The sequence below is a fragment of the Massilia sp. DD77 genome, assembly GCF_036961685.1.
Lineage (GTDB): Bacteria > Pseudomonadota > Gammaproteobacteria > Burkholderiales > Burkholderiaceae_D > Telluria.
Map to the genome: position 1 here is coordinate 40,659 of NZ_JBAMDH010000016.1, position 19,596 is coordinate 60,254.

At 66.7% G+C, this 19,596-nt stretch carries 18 protein-coding genes; 14 read left to right on the top strand and 4 right to left on the bottom strand.

Annotated elements, in window-relative coordinates:
* Positions 1–38 precede the first annotated feature (38 nt).
* The gene (locus V7778_RS11285) at positions 39–1,112 is read left to right on the top strand and encodes a serine hydrolase domain-containing protein (protein WP_335555208.1); all 1,074 of its coding nucleotides are present in this window, start codon (positions 39–41) and stop codon (positions 1,110–1,112) included.
* A gap of 6 nt (positions 1,113–1,118) precedes the next feature.
* Here the strand turns inward: V7778_RS11285 and V7778_RS11290 are convergent, their stop codons facing one another.
* Together V7778_RS11290 and V7778_RS11295 are read right to left on the bottom strand one after the other, a co-directional pair.
* Entirely contained in the window at positions 1,119–3,887 is a 2,769-nt protein-coding gene (locus V7778_RS11290) for a M16 family metallopeptidase (protein ID WP_335555210.1), read from the bottom strand.
* A gap of 178 nt (positions 3,888–4,065) precedes the next feature.
* The gene (locus V7778_RS11295) at positions 4,066–5,238 is read right to left on the bottom strand and encodes a PQQ-dependent sugar dehydrogenase (protein ID WP_335555212.1); all 1,173 of its coding nucleotides are present in this window, start codon (positions 5,236–5,238) and stop codon (positions 4,066–4,068) included.
* Positions 5,239–5,374: 136 nt separating this feature from the next.
* Here V7778_RS11295 and V7778_RS11300 point away from each other — a divergent pair, with 136 nt between their 5' ends.
* The 11 genes from V7778_RS11300 (at position 5,375) to V7778_RS11350 (ending at position 14,316) form a co-directional block, all read left to right on the top strand.
* Positions 5,375–5,914, top strand: a complete 540-nt coding sequence (locus V7778_RS11300; protein ID WP_335555213.1) for a DUF882 domain-containing protein — start codon at positions 5,375–5,377, stop codon at positions 5,912–5,914.
* A gap of 176 nt (positions 5,915–6,090) precedes the next feature.
* Positions 6,091–6,747, top strand: a complete 657-nt coding sequence (locus V7778_RS11305; RefSeq protein ID WP_335555215.1) for a hypothetical protein — start codon at positions 6,091–6,093, stop codon at positions 6,745–6,747.
* Positions 6,744–7,058, top strand: coding sequence for a hypothetical protein (locus V7778_RS11310; protein ID WP_335555216.1), 315 nt, complete (start codon positions 6,744–6,746; stop codon positions 7,056–7,058). Before V7778_RS11305 ends, V7778_RS11310 begins: the two co-directional genes overlap by 4 nt.
* Positions 7,059–7,125: 67 nt before the next feature.
* Positions 7,126–7,608, top strand: coding sequence for a GlcG/HbpS family heme-binding protein (locus V7778_RS11315; protein WP_335555218.1), 483 nt, complete (start codon positions 7,126–7,128; stop codon positions 7,606–7,608).
* 92 nt (positions 7,609–7,700) lie between these two features.
* Positions 7,701–9,008 carry a M20/M25/M40 family metallo-hydrolase gene (locus V7778_RS11320; RefSeq protein ID WP_335555220.1) on the top strand — a complete coding sequence of 436 codons (1,308 nt, stop codon included), beginning with the start codon at positions 7,701–7,703 and terminating at the stop codon, positions 9,006–9,008.
* Positions 9,009–9,171: 163 nt separating this feature from the next.
* Entirely contained in the window at positions 9,172–10,638 is a 1,467-nt protein-coding gene (locus tag V7778_RS11325) for a PQQ-dependent sugar dehydrogenase (protein ID WP_335555222.1), read from the top strand.
* Positions 10,639–10,653: 15 nt separating this feature from the next.
* Positions 10,654–11,097: a thioesterase family protein gene (locus tag V7778_RS11330; RefSeq protein ID WP_335555224.1), complete on the top strand. Its 444-nt coding sequence runs from the start codon at positions 10,654–10,656 to the stop codon at positions 11,095–11,097.
* A gap of 91 nt (positions 11,098–11,188) precedes the next feature.
* Positions 11,189–11,923, top strand: a complete 735-nt coding sequence (locus tag V7778_RS11335) for a PEP-CTERM sorting domain-containing protein (protein ID WP_335555225.1) — start codon at positions 11,189–11,191, stop codon at positions 11,921–11,923.
* A gap of 146 nt (positions 11,924–12,069) precedes the next feature.
* Positions 12,070–12,663, top strand: coding sequence for an RNA polymerase sigma factor (locus tag V7778_RS11340; protein WP_335555228.1), 594 nt, complete (start codon positions 12,070–12,072; stop codon positions 12,661–12,663).
* Between the two features lie 17 nt (positions 12,664–12,680).
* The gene (locus tag V7778_RS11345) at positions 12,681–13,181 is read left to right on the top strand and encodes a hypothetical protein (protein WP_335555230.1); all 501 of its coding nucleotides are present in this window, start codon (positions 12,681–12,683) and stop codon (positions 13,179–13,181) included.
* A gap of 43 nt (positions 13,182–13,224) precedes the next feature.
* Complete coding sequence (locus tag V7778_RS11350) at positions 13,225–14,316, top strand: hypothetical protein (RefSeq protein ID WP_335555231.1); 1,092 nt, start codon at positions 13,225–13,227, stop codon at positions 14,314–14,316.
* 68 nt (positions 14,317–14,384) lie between these two features.
* Here V7778_RS11350 and V7778_RS11355 read toward each other — a convergent pair whose 3' ends face one another.
* Complete coding sequence (locus V7778_RS11355; RefSeq protein WP_335555233.1) at positions 14,385–14,876, bottom strand: DUF3016 domain-containing protein; 492 nt, start codon at positions 14,874–14,876, stop codon at positions 14,385–14,387.
* A gap of 184 nt (positions 14,877–15,060) precedes the next feature.
* Here V7778_RS11355 and V7778_RS11360 point away from each other — a divergent pair, with 184 nt between their 5' ends.
* Positions 15,061–15,807 carry a DNA-formamidopyrimidine glycosylase family protein gene (locus V7778_RS11360; protein WP_335555235.1) on the top strand — a complete coding sequence of 249 codons (747 nt, stop codon included), beginning with the start codon at positions 15,061–15,063 and terminating at the stop codon, positions 15,805–15,807.
* A 164-nt stretch (positions 15,808–15,971) separates the two neighbouring features.
* Entirely contained in the window at positions 15,972–17,483 is a 1,512-nt protein-coding gene (locus V7778_RS11365; protein WP_335555237.1) for an HD domain-containing phosphohydrolase, read from the top strand.
* A 114-nt stretch (positions 17,484–17,597) separates the two neighbouring features.
* Here V7778_RS11365 and V7778_RS11370 read toward each other — a convergent pair whose 3' ends face one another.
* Positions 17,598–19,529 (bottom strand): GAF domain-containing sensor histidine kinase, encoded by a 1,932-nt coding sequence (locus V7778_RS11370; RefSeq protein ID WP_335555239.1) that lies wholly within the window; start codon positions 19,527–19,529, stop codon positions 17,598–17,600.
* Between the last annotated feature and the right edge of the window lie 67 nt (positions 19,530–19,596).

Here is a 19,596-nt window from a genome sequence, read left to right on the forward strand (position 1 = left end):
CGCCCTACAATGCAGCTTCGTCCAACCGACCTGGAGCCATGATGCGTCCCCGCCTGCTTGCCTCTCTGCTGCTCGCCGCCACCGTCGCCCTGTTGTCCGGCTGCACCCTGCTCGCCACCGCCACCACCCAGCCCCTGATCGACAGACAGCTGCCCGCCCACTACAGCGGCGTGGCCGCCGTGCGCAAGGACGCGGCCTCGCCGCTGGTGGTCAGCGCGCGCGGCCAGGCCCTGCGCGAGGAGTCGCAGCCGAACACCAAGGACACGCGCTTCATGATCGGCTCCTCCACCAAGTGGATCACCGCCGTGACGGTGCTGCGCCTGGCCGACATGGGCAAGCTCGACCTGGATGCGCCGATCGCGCGCCACCTGCCGGAACTGCCGGCCCCGAACGGCGCCGTCACCCTGCGCCAGCTGCTGGCGCACCGCAGCGGCATCCCGAACGGCCTGGCCGAGGCGATGCGCAAGGACAGCAAGGTCGAGGGCCTGGAGATCGGCCCGCCCGAAGCCGCGCTGCGCTTCGGCACGGGCGCCCTGGCCTTCGCGCCGGGCGAGCGCTTCGAGTATTCGGGCACCAATTTCATCCTCGCCGCAGCGGTGGTCGAACGGGTGATGAAGAAGCCGTTCACGGAAGTGGTGGAGGAACTGGTGTTCGCGCCCGCCGGGGTGCGCGACACCAGCTTCGCGGCCACCGGCTACGAGGACGCGGTCGGCATGGCGGTAGGCTATGGCGCCGACGGCAAGCGCAAGTCGCCTCCCGCCGCGCCCATGCTGGCCGCCAACGGCACCGTCTACAGCACTGCGCGCGACCTGGTCGACCTGATGGACGCGGTGTACAAGAACAAGCTGCTGTCGGAACGCGCCCTGCGCGAGCTGTCGACCGTGCACGACGCGGCCGAGCACTACGCCCTGGGCGGACGCGTTCAGCCGCTCACGACGAACAAAGGCGCCCGTTCCCTGGCCTGGGAAGCGGGCGCCTTCGGCGGCTACAAGAGTCTGGTCGCGTATGACCCGGCGGACGGCCGGGCCGTGGTGCTGCTGAATAACGCGGACATGCCGCAGGACGAGCTGGCGGCCATCGTTACGGCCTTGTTCCAGGCCATGGACCGCTGAACGCGATTACCGGACTGGATTGCCGTCCACGTCGATCTTGCGCACCTCGCCCAGGTTCAGGGCGCGGATGCCGGATTCGACCTTGCTCATGTCGCCGACCACCACCCACACCAGGCGTTCCGGCGTGAAGCTGCGCGCCGCCAGGGCATTCGCCTGGGCCGGCGTCAGCGACAGCGCCTTCTCGGTGAAGGTGTTGTAGTAGTCCGCCGGCAGGCCGTATTGCAGGATGGTCGAATAGGCGCCGGCCAGCTGGCCCGCGGTCTCGAAGCGGCCCGGCAGGCCCAGGGTGTTATTGTCCAGCGCATCCTTCAGCTCCGCCGGGGCGATCGGCTTGCCGCCGGCGATGTCGCGGTACTCGCGCACCAGTTCCTTGAGCGCGTCCGGGGTCTTGTCGGTCTGCACCGGCGAGACGCTCATGAAGGGACGCTGGCCGATCGCGGCGTACAGCGAGCTGCGCACCCCGTAGGACCAATGCTTGTCCTCGCGCAGGTTCATGTTGATGCGCGAGCTGAAGGTGCCGCCGAAGACGTCGTTGACCATCTCCAGCGGGACCGACTCGGGGCTGTTGCGCGGCGGCGCCAGCTGGGCGCCGACGATCACGCTCTGCAGCGCCCCCGGACGGTCGACCAGGTACACCAGGGACTTCGCCGGCGCCTCGACCGGCGCGATCACCTTCTTCGGCACCTCGCCGGCCTTCCAGCCGCCGAACTGCTTCTCGAGCAAGGGCTTGATCTCGGCCAGGGTGGTGTCGCCCACCACCAGCAGGGTCGCGTTGTTCGGCTTGAACCAGGTGGCGTGGTACTTCGCCAGGTCGGCGCGGGTCATGCGCTTGACCGCGTCCTCGGTGCCGCTGCCGGTGAAGGGATGGGCGTAGACATGGTCCTTGCCGTACAGGAGCCCGGGCAGCACGCGCATCGCGGTCGCCTGCGGGCTGGCCTTTTCGCGCGCGATCGCGGCCAGGCGGTCCTGCTGCAGGCGTGCGAACTCCTTCTGCGGGAAGGCCGGATGCAGGATCAGGTCGGCGTACAGGTCGAGCGCCCGCGGCATGGTGGCCTTGAGCGTGTTCATGGTGACGAACGCGCCGTCCAGGTTGGTGCCGGTACCGAAGCTGGCGCCCAGTCCTTCGAGCTCCTCGCCGATCTGCAGCGACTGGCGGGTGGGCGTGCCTTCTTCGAGCATGCGCAGCGCCAGGCTGGCCACGCCCGGCATGTCCTTGGCGTCCGAGGCGAAGCCGCTGTCGACCAGCAGCTGCAGATTGACCACCGGCGCTTCATGGCGCTCGGCCAGCACCACCTTCAGGCCGTTCGACAGGGTCGTCTTTTGCATCGGCGGCAGCTTGAGCGACATCGGCTTGCCCGGCAGCGGTTCCTTGCTGCGGTCCAGGGTGGAGGCGGTGGCCGCCAGGCCGGTCGGGTAAGGGTCGATCTGCAGGACGAAGTCGCCGTCGGTGAGCCAGTCGTTCATGGCCTTCTTGACGGACGCCGGGGTGGCGTCCTTGATGCGCTGCAGGTAGACCTTGTAGCAGTCCGGATTGCCGGTGTAGGTCTGGCACGATGCCAGCAGGTCGCTCTTGCCGCCGAAGCCGCCGACGCGCTCGATCATGCGCGTGTAGTTGGCCAGGATCGCGGTCTTGGCCAGGCGCAGTTCGGATTCAGTCGGACCGTTCTTCAGCATGGCGCGCAGCTCCTCGTCGGCCGCCTGTTCCATCTTCTTCACGTCCGCACCCGGCTTGGCGGTGAGCGTCAGGTCGAACTGGCCGCCGATCTCGGACGAGGAATCGCTGGCGGAGGCGCTGGTGGCCAACTGGTCCTTGTACACCAGGCGCTTGTACAGGCGCGAGGTCTTGCCGCCGCCCAGGATATGGGCCGCCAGGTCGAGCTGGACTTCTTCGATCGTGTGCGCGCCCGGCACGTTCCAGGTGCGGTAGATGCGCGTCTGCGGCACCCGGTCCTGGGCCTGGGTGCGGTGGGTGCCGGTGCGCTTGGCGATCCAGGCATCGTGCTTGGCCAGCGGCGGTCCCGGCGGGATGGCGCCGTAGTACTGCTCCACCTTGCGCCGCGCTTCCTCGGGCGTGATGTCGCCCGACAGCACCAGTACCGTGTTGTTGGGGCCGTAGTTGGCCTTGAACCAGTCGCGCACGTCGGTCATCGAGGCCGCGTCCAGGTCTTCCATCTTGCCGATCACGGTCCAGGAATACGGATGGCCCACCGGATAGGTATTCGTCACCAGCAGCTCGTAGGCGATGCCGTAGGGCTGGTTCTCGCGCTGGCGCTTCTCGTTCTGCACCACGCCGCGCTGCAGGTCGAGCTTCTTCTGGTCGACCGTACCCAGCAGGTGGCCCATGCGGTCGCTCTCGGCGAACAGCGCATAGTCGAGCATCGAGGTCGGCACGTTCTGGAAGTAATTGGTGCGGTCGGTATTGGTGGTGCCGTTCAGGTCGGTCGCCCCGATGCGCTCCATCGCGTTCAGGTAGGTCTTGTTGAAGTTGTCGCTGCCGCTGAACATCAGGTGCTCGAACAGATGGGCGAAGCCGGTCTTGCCGGGCTTTTCGTTCTTCGAGCCCACGTGGTACCAGGTATTGACCGCGACCACCGGGGTCTTGTGGTCTTCGTGGACCAGCACCGTCAGCCCGTTCTTGAGCGTGAACTTGGTGTAGGGGATATGCGGGATCGGGATGTCCGGGGCGGCCGCCGGCTTGGCCGGCGCGGCCTGGGCGCCGAGGGCCAGCGCCAGCGCTGCCGCCAGCGGGATACTGCGACGAAGGGTGACTGCCATTGATGCTCCTCCAAGGGAAGGACAAGGGAAGATCGCCGGCACGGAGGTGGCGGCGGCTTCGGCATTCTAGGCAGGTTTTGGACTTGCGAGAAAGAAAAAAGCGCCTGCAGAGAGACTCCATGCGTTATGCATCGCAGGGTGGACGGGAGACCCGCCCACCCTACGGAATCAGCGCCGTTTATTGCGGCACGATGCGAAGCAGCTTGCCCTTCGCCTCGTCCGTCAGCGCATACAGGTGGCCGTCCGGCCCCTGGCGCACGTCGCGCACACGCTTGCCGATATCGAGCTTTTCCTGCTTCAGTATCTTGCCCTGGGCGTCGAGGGCCACGCGGCGGATGTCCTGGCCGGCCAGACTGCCGCTGAACAGGCTGCCCTGCCATTGCGGGAAGGCCTTGCCGGTGTAGACCACCAGGCCCGAGGGCGCCGGCGAGGGCGTCCACACCACCAGCGGCTGCACCATGCCCGGCACCACCTTCATGCCGACCGGCTCGCGCGTCTTGTAGTCCAGGCCGTAGCTCTGCAGCGGCCAGCCGTAGTTCTTGCCGCCCTCGACCAGGTTGATCTCGTCGCCGCCGCGCGGCCCGTGCTCGCTGGCCCAGACCCGGCCCGATACCGGGTCGACCGCCAGGCCCTGGACGTTGCGGTGGCCATAGCTCCAGATTTCCGGCAGCGCGCCCTGCTTGCCCGCCAGCGGATTGCCCGGCGCCGCCTTGCCCTCGGCCGTCAGGCGCAGGATCGATCCATGGTGGCTGCCCAGGTTCTGGGCCTGCTCGCGCGCCAGCATGCTGCCCACGCGCTGGGGCGGATTGCCGCCGTCGCCGATGCTCATCAGGAGCGTGCCGTCCTTCATCCAGGCCAGCCGCGAGCCGAAGTGCTGGCCGCCGCTCTTGCCCGGTGTGACGCTGAACAGGGTGCGCAGGCCATGCACGCGCTTGCCGTCGAAGATGCCTTGCACCAGCAGGGTCCGGTTCTCGCTGCCGCTGCCGCTGGCCATGGTCAGGTAGACGCGCGGGTTGGCCTGCGGGTTGCTCATATCGGCTGGGTGCAGGACGATGTCGAGCAGGCCGCCCTGGCCGCCCGTGAACAGCTGCGGCAGGCCTTCGATCGGGATCGCCTGGCGCGCCTTGCCGCTGACCAGGTGCAGCGTGCCTTCCTTTCCCGTCACCAGGATGCGGCCGTCCGGCAGCCAGGCCATGCCCCAGGGCTGGGGCAGGTCCTCGGCCACGGTCTCGGTCTTCCAGCCCTTGGCGGCGGGCGGCTGGTCGACCGGCGCGAGCTCTTGCGCGGCGGCGGACCCGGCGAAAGCGCTGGCGGCGAGTGCGATGATTGTCAGGCGTTTAATACTCGGCATGGATTTATCTCCCAGGATTGGTCAAATCGTTAACTTAGTCGCACATTAGCCGCATTTTGCTTCATTTTGTCTGCACGTTCCGCACAACCGGCGTATGATTGACGCTTCAGTGAACACAGCGTAAGGATCTCCGACGATGATGCAACGCCGCGCTTTCCTCAAAAGTTCCCTCCTCCTTGCAGCACCCACCCTCAGCATTCCAGCACTTGCCAAATCAGCATCGGCCATCCCCGGCGAACGCATCCTGCGCCTGTACAACACGCACACCGGCGAAAAGCTGAGCAGCGTGTTCTGGGCCGAAGGCCAGTTTATTCCGGATGCGCTGAAGGACATCAACAAGGTCCTGCGCGATCACCGCAACAACCAGGTTGCCGAGATGGACCCGCAACTGCTGCTGCTGCTCGACCAGGTGAACGACAAGCTCGGCAACGGCAAGGAACTGCACATCATCTCGGGCTACCGCTCGCCGGAATCGAACGCCAAGCTGCACGCCAACAGCAATGGCGTGGCCAAGCGCAGCATGCACATGGACGGCAAGGCCATCGATATCCGCCTGCCCGGCAAGGACTTGCAGATGCTGCACAAGGCCGCCATGTCGCTCAAGGGCGGCGGCGTCGGCTACTACCCCGACTCGCGGTTCGTGCACATGGACACGGGCCGGGTCCGCTACTGGTAAGCCAGATGACGCGGAACCCGCTCCGCGTCGCTCTTCTGGGGCTGGCCGTCCTGGCCAGTCCCCTGTCTTTCCCTGCTTCCGCGCTCGCGGAACAAGCCCAGCAACATCCCAGCACCGTCACCGTCAGGTCCACCCGTGATCCGGTCGACAAATCCTACCGGAAAATGATACGTGGCATGGAGCGTTTCGAACGCGAGCGTGCGCTGGCGCCGCATGCCACCCTGCGCTTCCAGCTGCTGCCGCGCTCACGCACGGTCGACATGCGCGGCATCACCCTGCGTATCGCGGGCGACAGCCTCAGTGTGCCCGTAGCGGTGGCCGAGGACAACAGCTTCGTCCTGCCGCGCATCGACGCCGCCCTGCGCGAAGACGCCGCCGTGCTGGCCAACCGCAAGACCACCAGCATGACCTGGCGCGCCCTGATCCAGTCACCGGGTGTGCCCGCAGGCAAGCGGCGCCTGGGCGACCTGCGTCTCGAATGCCTGGTCGGCAAGGAAGCCGGCCTGGTCTCCAACAGCTCTCCCCTGTTCGGCTGGATCGCCGGCGTCCTCGACACGCCGGAAGGCGTGTGCAACAGCCCGGACGGCAACTACCTGTTCTTTACCGAGCGGCCTGTCTTCGGCGTCACCCTGCGCGCCGGCGAGCGGGTCGAAACCCTGCCCTTCCGCATGCTGTACGCCGGTGGCGAGCAGACGCCGGCCGAGCTTGAATACTGCGATTGCCAGGTGATGCTGGACCGCACCTATTACGTCCCCTTGTGGGACCGTTCCTGGCCCGACGATACCCTGGTGGAGTTCGATTACATGACGGCGCCGCCACAGGAGTTGCCATGAAGGCGAGCCTGGCCGCCTGCATCCTCTTTGCTTGCGCCCTGTCCTTGACCGGATGCGCCAGCCAGCCGGTCCCGCCCGGTACCCAGGCGCCCTTGGCCGCCCTGGAACAAGGCGTCGTTCCCGGCCGCACCACCAAGGCCGAGCTGCTCGCCGCCTTCGGCCCGACCCGCAGCGTGCGCTTCGACAGCGGCTACGAAGCCTGGGTCTACCAGTCGCCCGCGGGCGGCGGACGCTATGCCGAATTCGTCATCCTGCTCGACCCGTCCGGCGTCGTGAGCAAGACCCGCAGCCGCGCACCCAGCCTGCCCTGATTTCCTGCTAACAATTCGGAAATGCTTCGGTTATCCTGTGGCCCGTCCACCTAGCCGAAGGATTCCCATGCGCCGCCTGTTATTCGCCCTCCTGCTGTCCGCCGTCTTGCCGCATGCCGGCGCCGAACCGCTCCTCAAGTCGCAGCTGAGCACCCGGATCGCGCTCAATCTCGCCGCCGCCAAGCAGATCTCGAACGCCGCCGAGGCCGAAGCGCGGCGCAATGGCTGGAACGTCTCGATCGTCGTCGTCGACGACGCCGGCGCGCTGATGCACGCGCTGCGCATGGACGACACGCCCAACAACAGCCTGCCGATCGCGCTAGCCAAGGCCACGCATGCGGCGAACTTCCGGCGCGATACCAAATTCCACGAAGACATCCTTACCAAGGGCAACCAGCTGGTCCTGGCCCTACCCGATGCGATGCCGCTGGAAGGCGGCGTGCGCCTGCTCGTAGATGGCAAGCTGATCGGTGCGATCGGCGTGTCCGGCGTGCAAGCTCCACAGGACGGCCAGATCGCCAGGGCCGGCGCGGCGCTGCTGGCACCCTGAACGCCATACCGCCATGCCCCCGGCTGGCGGACGCATATTTACTGAAAGAACATAGTAGAGTTGTATATTCTCATTCCTGACCAGGAAGCGATATGCACCGCAAGCTCGTCTTCACGCTGGCGCTGGCCACCGCCGCATTCTCCACGGCTCCGGCGCGGGCCGCGGCGCTGACGCCGACCGAACAGCGCATCGTGGCCGAGGTGCGGGCCTGGTCCGGGGACGCCACAGTGCTGCTCGAGCGCAGCGCCCGCATCAATAGCGGCACCATGAACCTCGCAGGCGTACGTGCGGTGGGCGCGGTGTTCGCGCAGGAATTCGAAAAGCTGGGCTTTCGCACCGCCTGGCTCGACATGCCACCCGACATGCGGCGCGCCGGCCACCTGGTGGCGGTACGCGACGGCAAGCGCGGCAAGCGCCTGCTGCTGCTCGGCCATCTCGACACCGTGTTCGAAGCCGATGCGCCCGGCCCGCTGTGGGACCGCGAGGGAGCCGGGGACTACGCGCGCGGCCAGGGCGTCGGCGACATGAAAGGCGGCAACGTGGTGGTGGTCGCAGCCCTGCGCGCCCTCCAGCGTGTTGGCGCGCTCGACGACACGCGCATCACCGTCATGTTCACCGGCGACGAGGAAGACGCCGGCGAGCCGCGCTCGGTCTCGCGCCGCGACATGGTCGAGCTGGCCAAGCGCAGCGACATCGCCCTCGGTTTCGAGGGCACGGTCACCGACCAGGGCCGGGCCACGGCTACTGTCGGGCGCCGCGCCACCGCCTCCTTCGATCTTGAAGTCAAGGCGCGCCAGGGCCATTCGCAGGGTGTGTTCGGCCCCGGCGGCTACGGCGCCGTGTACGAGGCCGCGCGTATCCTGGACAGCTTCCGGCGCGAAGTCGTCGAGCCGGGCCTGACTTTCAATCCGGGCCTGATCCTGGGCGGCACCGATGTCGCCTACGACGAGGCCAAGGGCGGCGGCACGGCGTCCGGCAAGACCAACGTCATCGCCAACACCGTGACGGTAAAGAGCGACCTGCGCTACCTCGACTATGCGCAGCGCGACCGCGCCCAGGCCAGGATGCGCGAGATCGTGGCCCAGGGCCTGCCCGGCGCCGGCGCCACCATTACTTTCCGCGATTCCTATCCGCCGATGGCGGTCACGCCGGGCAACCTGAAGCTGCTGGAAGTCTACTCCCAGGCCAGCAGCGATGCCGGGCTGGGGACGATCGCGGCCCTGCCCGCGACCGCGCGCGGCGCCGGCGACATCCAGTTCGTCGCACCCTACATCGACAGCCTGGACGGCCTGGGCGCGAGCGGCAGCGGCGCCCACTCGCCGGCCGAGCGGGTCGAACTGGCCTCGATCGAGCGCGCCGCGATCCGCACCGCGCTGCTGATCTATCGCCTGACCCGCTGATCGTCCAGCCGGGTTTTGGTGCCCGGCTCCGGCTCGACGCGCATCAAACGGCGACAGGCTGGCAGGCCGCTACACTGACACGCACGGTTCGCTGCGCCGATGGCGAAGCGGCGGTATTCGCTGCACAATGGTGCCAGCGAATTCTTCGGTCACGGAGGCGGACATGCTGCTCGAACGCACGCGGATGTGGGGACTGCTCTTGATGGCGATGCTGGCTGCCCTGCTGGCCGCCTGCGGCGGCGGAGGCGGCAGCCCCGGCACGACCGGTCCCGTGACGCCGCCGGCGGCCACCACCGGTTCGCTGACGGTGACGGCGACCGGCCTGCCGGCCGGGGTGAACGCCTCGATGCGTGTCACCGGACCCAATAATTTCTTGCAAGACCTAACCCAAACGCAAACCCTGACCGGCCTGGCGCCGGGCAGCTACAACGTGGCGGCCACGGCGGTCACCAGCGGCAGCACCACCTATACGCCCGCGCCCGCCTCGCAAAGCGCCGTGGTGAGCGCCGGCGCCACCGCCAGCGCAACCGTCGCCTACGGCAGCGCCACGCTCACGCTGGCCTTGAGCACCGTCGCCGCCAACCTCGCCAACCCGACCTGGCTGGCCGCGCCGCCGGGCGACGCGCGCCTGTTCGTGCTCGAGCGCGCGGGACGGGTGCGCATCATCCAGAACGGCGCGGTCCTCGCCACGCCCTTCCTCGACATCAGCGCGCGCGTCCTGACGGCCGGCGAAGGCGGCCTGCTGTCGCTCGCCTTCGATCCCCAGTTCGCACGCAACGGCTATGTCTACCTGTACTACACCGATCCCCAGCGCAATATCGTGGTCGAGCGCTTCACGGCCTCGTCCAACCCGAACCTGGCCGACCCTACCTCCGGCCTGCCCATCATCAGCATTCCGCACCCGAACTTCACCAACCATTTCGGCGGCCAGGTGGCCTTCGGGCCGGACGGCTACCTCTACCTGGGGCCGGGTGACGGCGGCGGCGCTGGCGATCCGGGAGGCAATGCCCAGAACCTGAACTCGCTGCTGGGCAAGCTGCTGCGCATCGACGTTTCAAGCGCCGTTCCCGCCGAAAGCTACGCCATCCCGGCGGGTAACCCGTTCGCCGGCACGAGCGGACGGCGCCCCGAAATCTGGGCCTATGGCCTGCGCAATCCCTGGCGCTTCGCCTTCGACGGCAACCAGCTGTATGTGGCCGACGTGGGCCAGGACCGGCGCGAGGAAGTCAACTTCAGCGACGCCCGCCAGGGTGGGCTCAACTACGGCTGGAACGTCATGGAAGGCACGCTGTGCTACAACGCCGCCAGTTGCGCCCAAGCCGGCCTCACCTTGCCTGCTTTCGAATACGACCACGGCGGCAACGACGCCAACGGCTGCTCGATCACCGGTGGCTTCGTGTACCGCGGCCGCGCCCTGCCCGAGCTGGCCGGGCGCTATTTCTATTCCGACTACTGCAAGGGCTTCCTGAAGAGCTTCTTCGCCGGCTCCGGCGGCATCGTCGAACAGCGTGAGTGGAGCATCCCGGACATCGGCCAGGTCGTGTCCTTCGGCCAGGATGCGGAAGGCGAGCTCTATCTGGTGGCGTCGAGCGGGACCATCTACAAAATTGGACGGAATGGCGCTCCGTAGAGTTAGAATTGAGAAATGGCACGCTTACAACTCAACTTCCCCGAAGACCAGTTCTACTATTCGACGCCGCTGACCGTGAGGGTCACCGACATCAACGCCGCCAACCACCTGGGCAACGACTCGATGATCTCGATGATCTCCGAGGCGCGGGCCCGCTTTCTGTTCGAATTCGGCGTCCCCGAAACCGAGCGCGACGGCACCGGCATCATCGTCACCGACCTGGCCACCACCTACCGCGCCGAAGCGCATGCCCGCGACGAGCTGCTGTTCGAAGTCGGCGTCATGGACTTCAATAAATACGGCGGCGACATCATCTTCCGCGTCAGCCGGCCGCGCGACCGTACCCTGATCGCCATGGCCAAGTCCGGCTTCGTTTTCTTCAACTACAAGAGCAGCCAGGTCATGGTCATGCCCGAGGAATTCCGCGGCAAGTTCGAACGGGTCAACTGGGTCGACTGAAGCGCCGTTGGTATCTACCCTGGATTGACAGGGTGATCTTGCAATGTTGCAATAGTGTCTTCACATCTTTGCAGCGGCAAGCTTACCGACCATGAAATTCCTCTCGACCTTGTGCAGCGCGGGCCTGGCCTGCCTGCTGGCCACCGGCGCCCAGGCCGCGGTCCTCACCTACCGCTACACCGCGACCATCGATGCCATCGTCGAAAAGGATGCGCAGACCGGGAACTACCTGGCGCCGACGGAAAGCGCCTACGCCGGCCCCCTGATCCGGGTCGGCGATGTGGTGACCGGCATCCTGCGCTACAACACGGCGGCGCCGCTGGCCGCTTACCAGCCCGCCCCGGAAGCCCGCTTGCGCACCGCGATCTACGAGGGCGCGGAATTCGACTTCATGTCCTTCACCGTCGGCGGCACCACCTTCAGCTTCGACGCCGGCCCCGACGCGCCCTGGTCCGGCACGAGCTACGTGAGGAATGCGGACGGACTACCCGATAATCCCGCATTCGACGTCTTCGAACGCATCATGGTGCGCCAGGATGGCGGCGGCCGTGCCACCGGCCATGTGTCGCTGGGCGACGTGGACGGCACCGCGCTCGAGGACGGCGCCATGCCGGCGCGGCTCGATCCGGTCCTGTTCGAGATCAAGACCCTGTTCGCCTCCTTCAGCCACGCGGCCGACGATGGGTTCATGTACTTCGACAGTACGATTTCCTCGTTTGAACAAGTCGATGCCCAGGTGCCGGAGCCGGGCATCCTGCTGCTGCTCGCCGCCGGTGCGGGCGGCCTGCTCGCCGCGCGCCGCCTGCGGCCCGCCACCCGGGCCTGATCTCCGCCAAGCCCCCCCTGCGCAGGCCGCCTCCGCGGCCTGCCCTCCCAGCCTCTTCCCTCGTCTTACCCCCACTTTTTCCTTCTTGTTGAAAAAAGTTGGAACTTTTCCGCCTCTCCGGCGGAATAAGGGTAAAGATGACCGCCATGACCACGACCTCCGACTTATCCGACACCGAGCTGCTGCGCCAGATGCAAGCGGGAACGGCCGCCGCCTTCGCGGCGCTGTACCGGCGGCACCAGGGCCCGCTGTACCGCTTCGCCCTGCTGCGCTGCGGCTCCGGCGACACCGCTGCGGACGTGGTCCAGGAAGCCTTCATGGCGCTGATGACGGGCCGCCTGGCCTTCGACCCGCTGCGCGGGCAGCTGCAGCACTTCCTGTTCGGGGTGGCGCGTAAGCTGATTTTGAAACTGGAGGAGCCGCGGCGGCGCCAGGTGCCCTTGGCCGAGCCGGACGAGGATGGCGAGCTGGAACTCGACGAAGCCTGCGACGCGCAGGAGCCCCTGGGCCGCCTGCTCGAGAACGAGGCGGCCGAACAGGTGCGCCGCGCCCTGGCCCTGCTGCCGCCGCACTACCGCGATCCGGTCATCCTGTACGAACTGCACGAGCTGTCCTACCAGGAGATCGCCGCGATCTGCCAGGTGGATCTCGGCACGGTGCGCTCGCGCCTGGCGCGCGGCCGGGCAGCGCTCGCCAAGCGCCTGCGGGCGCTGCACCCGGCCGCCCACGCGGCGGCCTGAAAGGAAGGAATACGAACATGATCGACGACAAGGACACCACGCACGCCACGCCGGATCCGCTGCTGGAACAGCATCTCGGCGCCCTGCGCGCCGAACTGGCCGGCATGCACGCCCCGCGCTGCGTCGAAAAGGAACTGATGCAGGCCTTCGCCCGCCAGTTCCCGAAGAAGCGCCGCTGGTACCAGCGGTTGTCGCTGCCCCAGTGGGGCACGGCCGGCGCCTTGTGCTCGCTCACCGCGGTGGCGGCCCTGCTGGCGCTGTCGCCGCATCGCGCCGTCACGGTCGGTACGCCCGTGCTGGGCGTCGACAAGGGCGCCGCCTTCATCGCCCTCGATTCGCTCGAGCGGATCGAGCAGGAACCCGATACGCGGGTCATCGAAGCCGAGCTGCCGCGCACCGCGCTGGCCTCGATCGGCGTCCCGGTCGACCCGGCCAACGCGTCCGCCACGGTGCGCGCCGAGATGCTGCTGGCCGCCGACGGCCAGCCGCTGGCCGTGCGTCTCAGCGATACCGAATAGAGCGCTCACGCTCGGACAATCCAATCTACCCACCGAGGAAGCCATGATGACCAAGAAGATCCTGATCGCAGCACTGCTGGCCTGTGCCTTCGCCCCCGCCCTGGCGGAGGAGCTGGAGCAAGACGAGGAGCGCGCTGAACGCGTGGAACGCCGCATCGTCACCCGCCTGGGCGGCATCGAAGAAATGCACATGCTCGACAGCCTGCCGATGATGTCCGGCGCCATGCTGCCGCTGCACGGCGGGCGCGTGGTCAAGAACGCACCCTACAGCGCGCTGTCGGTCTCCGAGCGCATCCAGCAGCTGGCCGACGGCAACCAGATCGTCCACAAGAGCAGCGCGATGAACTACCGCGACAGCGCCGGCCGCACCCGCACCGAAGTCCGCGATGACAAGGGCGAGGTACGGGTCGTGACCATCGTCGATCCGGTCGAGGGCGCGCGCTACGTGCTGCGCCCCAAGAACAAGACCGCCACCAAGGTCGGCGCGCCGGCCGACATCGCCCGCGCGGCGGCGGAGCAGGCACGCGCCGCAGCGGCACAGGCGCGCGTGGCCGCCGACCGGGCGCGCGCCTCCGGCGAACACGCCAGGATGGCGGCCGACCGGGCACGCGAGCGCATCGAGCAGCTGCGCAAGGAAGGCAAGCTGCCGGAAGGCGGACGCTTCATCGTCAAGGAAGTCGAGCGCAGCGGCGAGCACAAGGATGTGCGCATCCGCATCGCCCAGCCGGCGGTGGAAGCCGCGGCCGCCACGCGCGCGATGTCGGTGCAGCTCGGACCGATGATCGCGGGCGCCATCGGCGACGCCCGCTGGTCGGCCATGGCCAGCAGCCGCGACCTGGGCACCCGCGAGTTCTCGGGCGTGAAGGCCCAGGGCCACCAGCGCAGCTACGAGATCCCGGCCGGCGAGATCGGCAACCGCAACCCGATCACGGTCTCGAGCGAGACCTGGACTTCGCCCGACCTGCAGATGCTGGTCTACCACAAGCGCAGCGACCCGCGCAGCGGCGAGATGGTCTACCGCCTGGAAGACCTGAAGCGCGAGGAGCCGGGCGCGGCGCTGTTCACGGTGCCGTCCGACTACACGGTGCGCGACGCGATGGCGCCCCGGCGCACGGCGGTCAAGAAAGGCGAGTGACCTACAAGGCCACCCTACGAAAACAAAACGGCGCCCCGCGGGGCGCCGTTCTCGTTCATGCGCAGCCTTCAGCCAGGCCGTTTCTGCACGATGGTCTTGGCGAACCACTCGTCGATCATGCGCTTCTCGTAGCGCAGCGGCTCGCTGTCCCAATGCCGGTTGATGCGCTGCAGGTAGCTCATGTCGGCGAGCCTGGCGTCGCCGGTCTTGAGCACCTGGCCGTTCTCGCTCAAGGTGTAGCGCAGGGTGATGATCGGCCAGTCCGCCATGCCTTTGAGCACGCGCAGGTCGCGCGCCGCGCGCGAATTCGGATACTCGCGGCCCGCCAGGTCGATGTCGGTCACCTCGAGGGCCAGGTCCTGCCCCTGCGGCAGGGATTTGCCCAGCTTGGTGAAATAGTCCGTCAGCTCGCGCAGCACGTCCTCGCGTTCCCATGGCGCGAACGGCAGGTCGGAGAATTTGTCCGGCTCGATGTACTTCACGGTGACACCCGCCGATGCGGCGCCCGCGCCCAGCGCGAGCAGCCCGCCCAGGGCCAGGTTGCGAATCAGGGCTTTCATGGTCTTACCTCTCTCGGTTGTCCTCGCTGTTGCCAGCGCCTATACCACACTGCTGTCACGATCAAATATACCCCCTTTGCACGTCCGCAGCTGCTTGCCGGCGTCGAAGTTTTGTATCGAAATGTTAGGCCCCGCACACGGCCTTTCGATGCGCTTGGCGACAATGGAGCCAAGGAGGTCGAGCGTGCCCGAAGGTCCATCACTCTACTTGCTGAAAGAGCAAACCGCGCGCTTCGTCGGGCAGGACATCCTGCGCGCCGACGGCAACACCTGGGCCATCGACACCGCGCGCCTGGCGGGCCAGCCCATCCTGGCCATCCACACCTGGGGCAAGCACCTGCTGATCGACACCCCGGTCATGGTCCTGCGCATCCACTTCCTCCTGTTCGGCACCTACCGCATCGACGAAGGACGCGACAAGCCGCCCCGGCTGTCGCTGGAGATGGCGGATGGCGGCGTGATGAATTTCTACGCCTGCTCGGTCAAGGAGATCGACCGCGACACCTTCGCCGCCTACGATTTCAGCGCGGACGTGATGTCGGCCCAGTGGGATCCCAAGAAGGCGCGCAAGAAGCTGCGCGCCCGCCCCGACCTGCTGGCCTGCGACGCCCTGCTCGACCAGGACATCTTCTCGGGCGTGGGCAACATCATCAAGAACGAGGTCCTGTTCCGCATCCGCCTCCATCCGCTTTCCACGATGGGCGCCCTGCCCCCGGCCAAGCTGCGCCAGCTCGTCGACGAGGCCCGCCAATACAGCTTCGACTTCCTGGAATGGAAGCGCCAGTTCGTGCTCAAGCAGCATTGGCAAGCCCACGCCCAGCGCACCTGCCCGCGCTGCCACATCCCCTTCCATAAAGCCAAGCTGGGCCAATCGGATCGGCGCAGCTTCTGGTGCGAGCGTTGCCAAAAACGCTACGGCGACGCGGAATAAACGCCCGTTTATTCGTCCCGCATCGGTATGTGACATCTTTCCCCAACAGTTTCAATATTGCCTGTTGTTAAGGATCATGAGCCATACTACAATCAAGTTGACTATCGTTATTTTCCTTTTTAGCAAACGCTTTTAACTCGACAACCCGATATCGGAACACGTTTATGTCCTTCCTCTCTTCCGCCGCGCCCAAGCTGGCACCCTGGAAAGTGTTGCTGGTCGACGACGAGCCCGATATCCATGACATCACCAAGCTGACCCTGTCGCGCTTCCGCCTGGATGGCCGTGCCCTGTCCTTCGTGCACGCCTACAGCGGCGCCGAGGCGAAGGAAGTGCTGGCGCGCGAGAAGGACATCGCGCTGGTGTTCCTGGACGTGGTGATGGAGCGCGAGGACAGCGGCCTGGAAGTGGCGCGCTGGATGCGCCAGGAGCTGGATAATCAATTTACCCGCATCGTCCTGCGTACCGGCCAGCCTGGCCAGGCGCCGGAAGAGCGCGTGATCGTCGACTACGACATCAACGATTACAAGGAAAAGACCGAGCTCGATCGCACCAAGCTGTTCACCACCACCTTCGCGGCCCTGCGCGCCTACCGCGACATCATGAAGGTCGAGGAAGCGCGCCGCGTGCAGCACAGCTACCGCGAAGGCCTGGAGCGCGTGATCGCGGCCTCGAGCCACCTGTTCCGGCAGCGCAGCCTGAAGGACTTCGCCAACGGCCTGCTGCAGCAGGTCGTGGCGCTGCTGCGCCTGGAACAGAGCATGCTGCTGCGCCTGAAGGCCGCCAGCGTGATCACGGGCGAGAGCCAGTACGAGGTGCTGGCCCAGATCGGCGACATGCAAGGCGACGAGATCGGCCCGGAACTGGTGGCCCAGCTCGACGACGCGCGCCACAACCGCATCTCGCGCCTGCACGGCGACACCTACGTCGGCTACTTCCCCAACGCCAGCGGCAAGGCCTCGCTGCTGGTGCTCAAGGGCGTGGAAGAGATCTCCGAGATCGACGCCCAGCTGCTGGAAGTCTTCTGCTCGGGCGTGACGATCGCCTTCGACAACATCCTGCTGAACCAGGAAATCACCGATACCCAGGCCGAACTGATCCTGCGCCTCGGCGACGTGGTCGAATCGCGTTCCAACGAAGCGGGCAACCATGTGCGCCGCATGTCCCAGGTCTGCCACCTGCTGGCCCAGGCCGCCGGCATGCCGGACGAGGAAACGGCGGTGCTGATGCACGCCGCGCCGATGCACGACGTGGGCAAGATCGCGACCCCGGACGCGGTGCTGCTCAAGCCGGGCCGCCTGAACGAGGAAGAATGGGAAATCATGCGCCAGCACCCGACGGTGGGCCTGCAGATCCTGGACGGCTCCTCGCGTCCGATCCTGAAAGCCGCTGCGGTGATCGCGCACCAGCACCACGAGAAGTTCGACGGCACCGGCTATCCGCAGGGCTTGAAGGGCGAGCACATCCACCCGTATGCGCGCATCGTGGCCGTGGCCGACGTCTTCGACGCCCTCAGCCACAAGCGCTGCTACAAGGACGCCTGGCCGGCCGAGAAGGTCACCGAGCACCTTCGCGAGGTGGCGGGGCATCACCTCGATCCGTATTACGTCGACCTGCTCATCAAGAACATGGACAAGGCGATCGAGATCAACAAGAACTGGCCGGACGCGGATTGACGCTGCGTCCCTTAAATCGCTAACGCATGAACGTCATCCCGGCTTTCGCCGGGATGACGTTCATGCGTTGCGGGCTGACGGTTTGCGCCGCAGCCCTCTTACACTGCAGCTCTTTTACGCTGCCACCTTCTCCTTGCGCTGCGAGCGCGGGAACTTCAGGTGGTACTGCAGTCCCTTCCCCGGCGCGCTCTCCACGCGCACGGTCCCGCCCAGCGCCCCGGTCACCAGGTTGTACAGGATGTGCGCTCCCAGCCCGCTGCCGCCGGCGCCGCGCTTGGTGGTGAAGAAGGGATCGAACAGCTTGTCCAGCGTCTCCGCATCCATCCCCGCCCCGTCGTCCGCGTAGTCGAAGCTCACCATGTCGTCTTCCACGACGGCGCGGATCGCGATCGTGCCAGCCTGCTCGCGCTCGAAGCCATGCACCAGCGAGTTGACCACCATGTTGGTCACGATCTGCGACATCGCGCCCGGGAAGCTGTCCAGCACCAGGTCCTTGGGGCAGTTCAGCTCCACCTTCACCGGCCGGCCCTTGAGCTTGGGCTGCAGCGACAGCAGCACCTCGTTCAGGTAATTGTGCAGGTTGAAGCTGCGGATATCGTCCGAGGACTGGTCCACCGCCACCTGCTTGAAACTGCGCACCAGGCTTGCCGCGCGCTGGGTGTTGGTGGTCATGATGCGCAGCGACTGGTCGACGATGTCGAGGAAGGCGTTCAGGCTGTCCTCGGTCATCTCGCCCGCCGCCAGTTCCTCGCGCGTGAGCTTGAGTTCCTGCACCAGGTGGCTGGTGGCGGTCACGCAGATCCCCAGCGGGGTATTGATCTCGTGCGCGACGCCGGCCACCAGGCGGCCCAGCGAGGCCAGCTTTTCCTGGCGCACCAGCTCGGTCTGGGCCTCGACCAGGGCCGTGTTCTGCTCTTCCAGGCGCTCCTTGGCCTTGCGCATCGCGCGGTCGGCCTGCATGCGCGCGATCGCTACCGCCACGTGGCTGGCCATGAAGGCCAGCAGGTCGAGGTCGGCCTTGGTGTACACGATGGCCGGATCATAGCTCTGCACCACCAGCACGCCGTAGGGCTGGTCGTGCACCAGCATCGGCGCACCCATCCAGCTCGCGATCTCGGTGTTGCCCAGCGGCTCCTTGACCAGCCCGCTCGATACCAGGCGGCGGAAGCTGCCGGCGTCGTGCAGCTGGGCTTGCTTGCTCGACAGCACATAGGAACACATCGCCTTGCCGAAGGGGAAGCGCTTGAGCGGCGCCTCGCTGTCCTTCTGGTCGACGAAATAGGGAATGCTGATTTCCTGCGTATCCGGATGGAACAAACCGATCAGGAAGTTCTCCGCCACCATCAGCTCGCCGATGATGCGGTGCAGGCTGGCGCTCAGGACTTCGGTGTCGAGGGCCTGGGCCGACAGGCTGGCGATCTGGTACAGCGCGTGCTGCACCTGCTCGGCGCGGCGCCGTTCGGCCACCTCGACCGCCAGCGCGGCGGTGCGCTCCTGCACCGCGCGTTCCAGCCGGTCCATGCTCTGCAGGCCCTGCAGCGCGTTCGAGACGTGGTTGGCGATCTGGGTGAACAGCGCCTGGTCTTCCTCGCTGTAGGTGACGCCCTTGGTATAGCTCTGGATCACCATGGCGCCCAGCGCCTGCTGGTGCTGGTCCAGCAGCGGCGCGCCCATCCAGTGCTCGGCGGCGCTGCCCTGCCCCCACTTGATGCCGTTGGTCTCGGCCATCGCGAAGTCGTCGGCCGTGATCGTCAGGCCCTTGCGGTTCACCAGCACCCAGGCAGTGGGCGACTCGTCGGGCGCGGCCAGGGTGATACGCTCGAAGGCGTCCGGCGTCTGGTCTTCCTCGTCGACGAAGTAGACGAAGCGCACCGATCCGGCTTCCTGGTCCGACAAGGCCACATAGAAATTAGCCGCATACATGATGCGGCCCAGCGCGCGGTGCACCGCGGCGATGAACTCGACGATGTCGCTGCAACTGGTCGACAGTTGCCCGATCTCGAGCAGCATCGATTGGACCCGTTCCAGCCGGTCAAGACGTTCCATTGCTTCCCCATGTAATTAATGATGCTTAGGGGAAATAGTACCAGCTTGGGCCGCGCCGGAGGAGTCC

Coding starts and splice junctions, on each gene's coding strand:
- V7778_RS11335 (WP_335555225.1), top strand. CDS start 11,189: ATGAAATTCCTCTCGACCTTGTGCAGCGCGGGCCTGGCCTGCCTGCTG.
- V7778_RS11355 (WP_335555233.1), bottom strand. CDS start 14,876: ATGAAAGCCCTGATTCGCAACCTGGCCCTGGGCGGGCTGCTCGCGCTG.
- V7778_RS11320 (WP_335555220.1), top strand. CDS start 7,701: ATGCACCGCAAGCTCGTCTTCACGCTGGCGCTGGCCACCGCCGCATTC.
- V7778_RS11290 (WP_335555210.1), bottom strand. CDS start 3,887: ATGGCAGTCACCCTTCGTCGCAGTATCCCGCTGGCGGCAGCGCTGGCG.
- V7778_RS11315 (WP_335555218.1), top strand. CDS start 7,126: ATGCGCCGCCTGTTATTCGCCCTCCTGCTGTCCGCCGTCTTGCCGCAT.
- V7778_RS11285 (WP_335555208.1), top strand. CDS start 39: ATGATGCGTCCCCGCCTGCTTGCCTCTCTGCTGCTCGCCGCCACCGTC.
- V7778_RS11345 (WP_335555230.1), top strand. CDS start 12,681: ATGATCGACGACAAGGACACCACGCACGCCACGCCGGATCCGCTGCTG.
- V7778_RS11330 (WP_335555224.1), top strand. CDS start 10,654: ATGGCACGCTTACAACTCAACTTCCCCGAAGACCAGTTCTACTATTCG.
- V7778_RS11365 (WP_335555237.1), top strand. CDS start 15,972: ATGTCCTTCCTCTCTTCCGCCGCGCCCAAGCTGGCACCCTGGAAAGTG.
- V7778_RS11300 (WP_335555213.1), top strand. CDS start 5,375: ATGATGCAACGCCGCGCTTTCCTCAAAAGTTCCCTCCTCCTTGCAGCA.
- V7778_RS11350 (WP_335555231.1), top strand. CDS start 13,225: ATGATGACCAAGAAGATCCTGATCGCAGCACTGCTGGCCTGTGCCTTC.
- V7778_RS11305 (WP_335555215.1), top strand. CDS start 6,091: ATGGAGCGTTTCGAACGCGAGCGTGCGCTGGCGCCGCATGCCACCCTG.
- V7778_RS11310 (WP_335555216.1), top strand. CDS start 6,744: ATGAAGGCGAGCCTGGCCGCCTGCATCCTCTTTGCTTGCGCCCTGTCC.
- V7778_RS11340 (WP_335555228.1), top strand. CDS start 12,070: ATGACCACGACCTCCGACTTATCCGACACCGAGCTGCTGCGCCAGATG.
- V7778_RS11295 (WP_335555212.1), bottom strand. CDS start 5,238: ATGCCGAGTATTAAACGCCTGACAATCATCGCACTCGCCGCCAGCGCT.
- V7778_RS11370 (WP_335555239.1), bottom strand. CDS start 19,529: ATGGAACGTCTTGACCGGCTGGAACGGGTCCAATCGATGCTGCTCGAG.
- V7778_RS11325 (WP_335555222.1), top strand. CDS start 9,172: ATGCTGCTCGAACGCACGCGGATGTGGGGACTGCTCTTGATGGCGATG.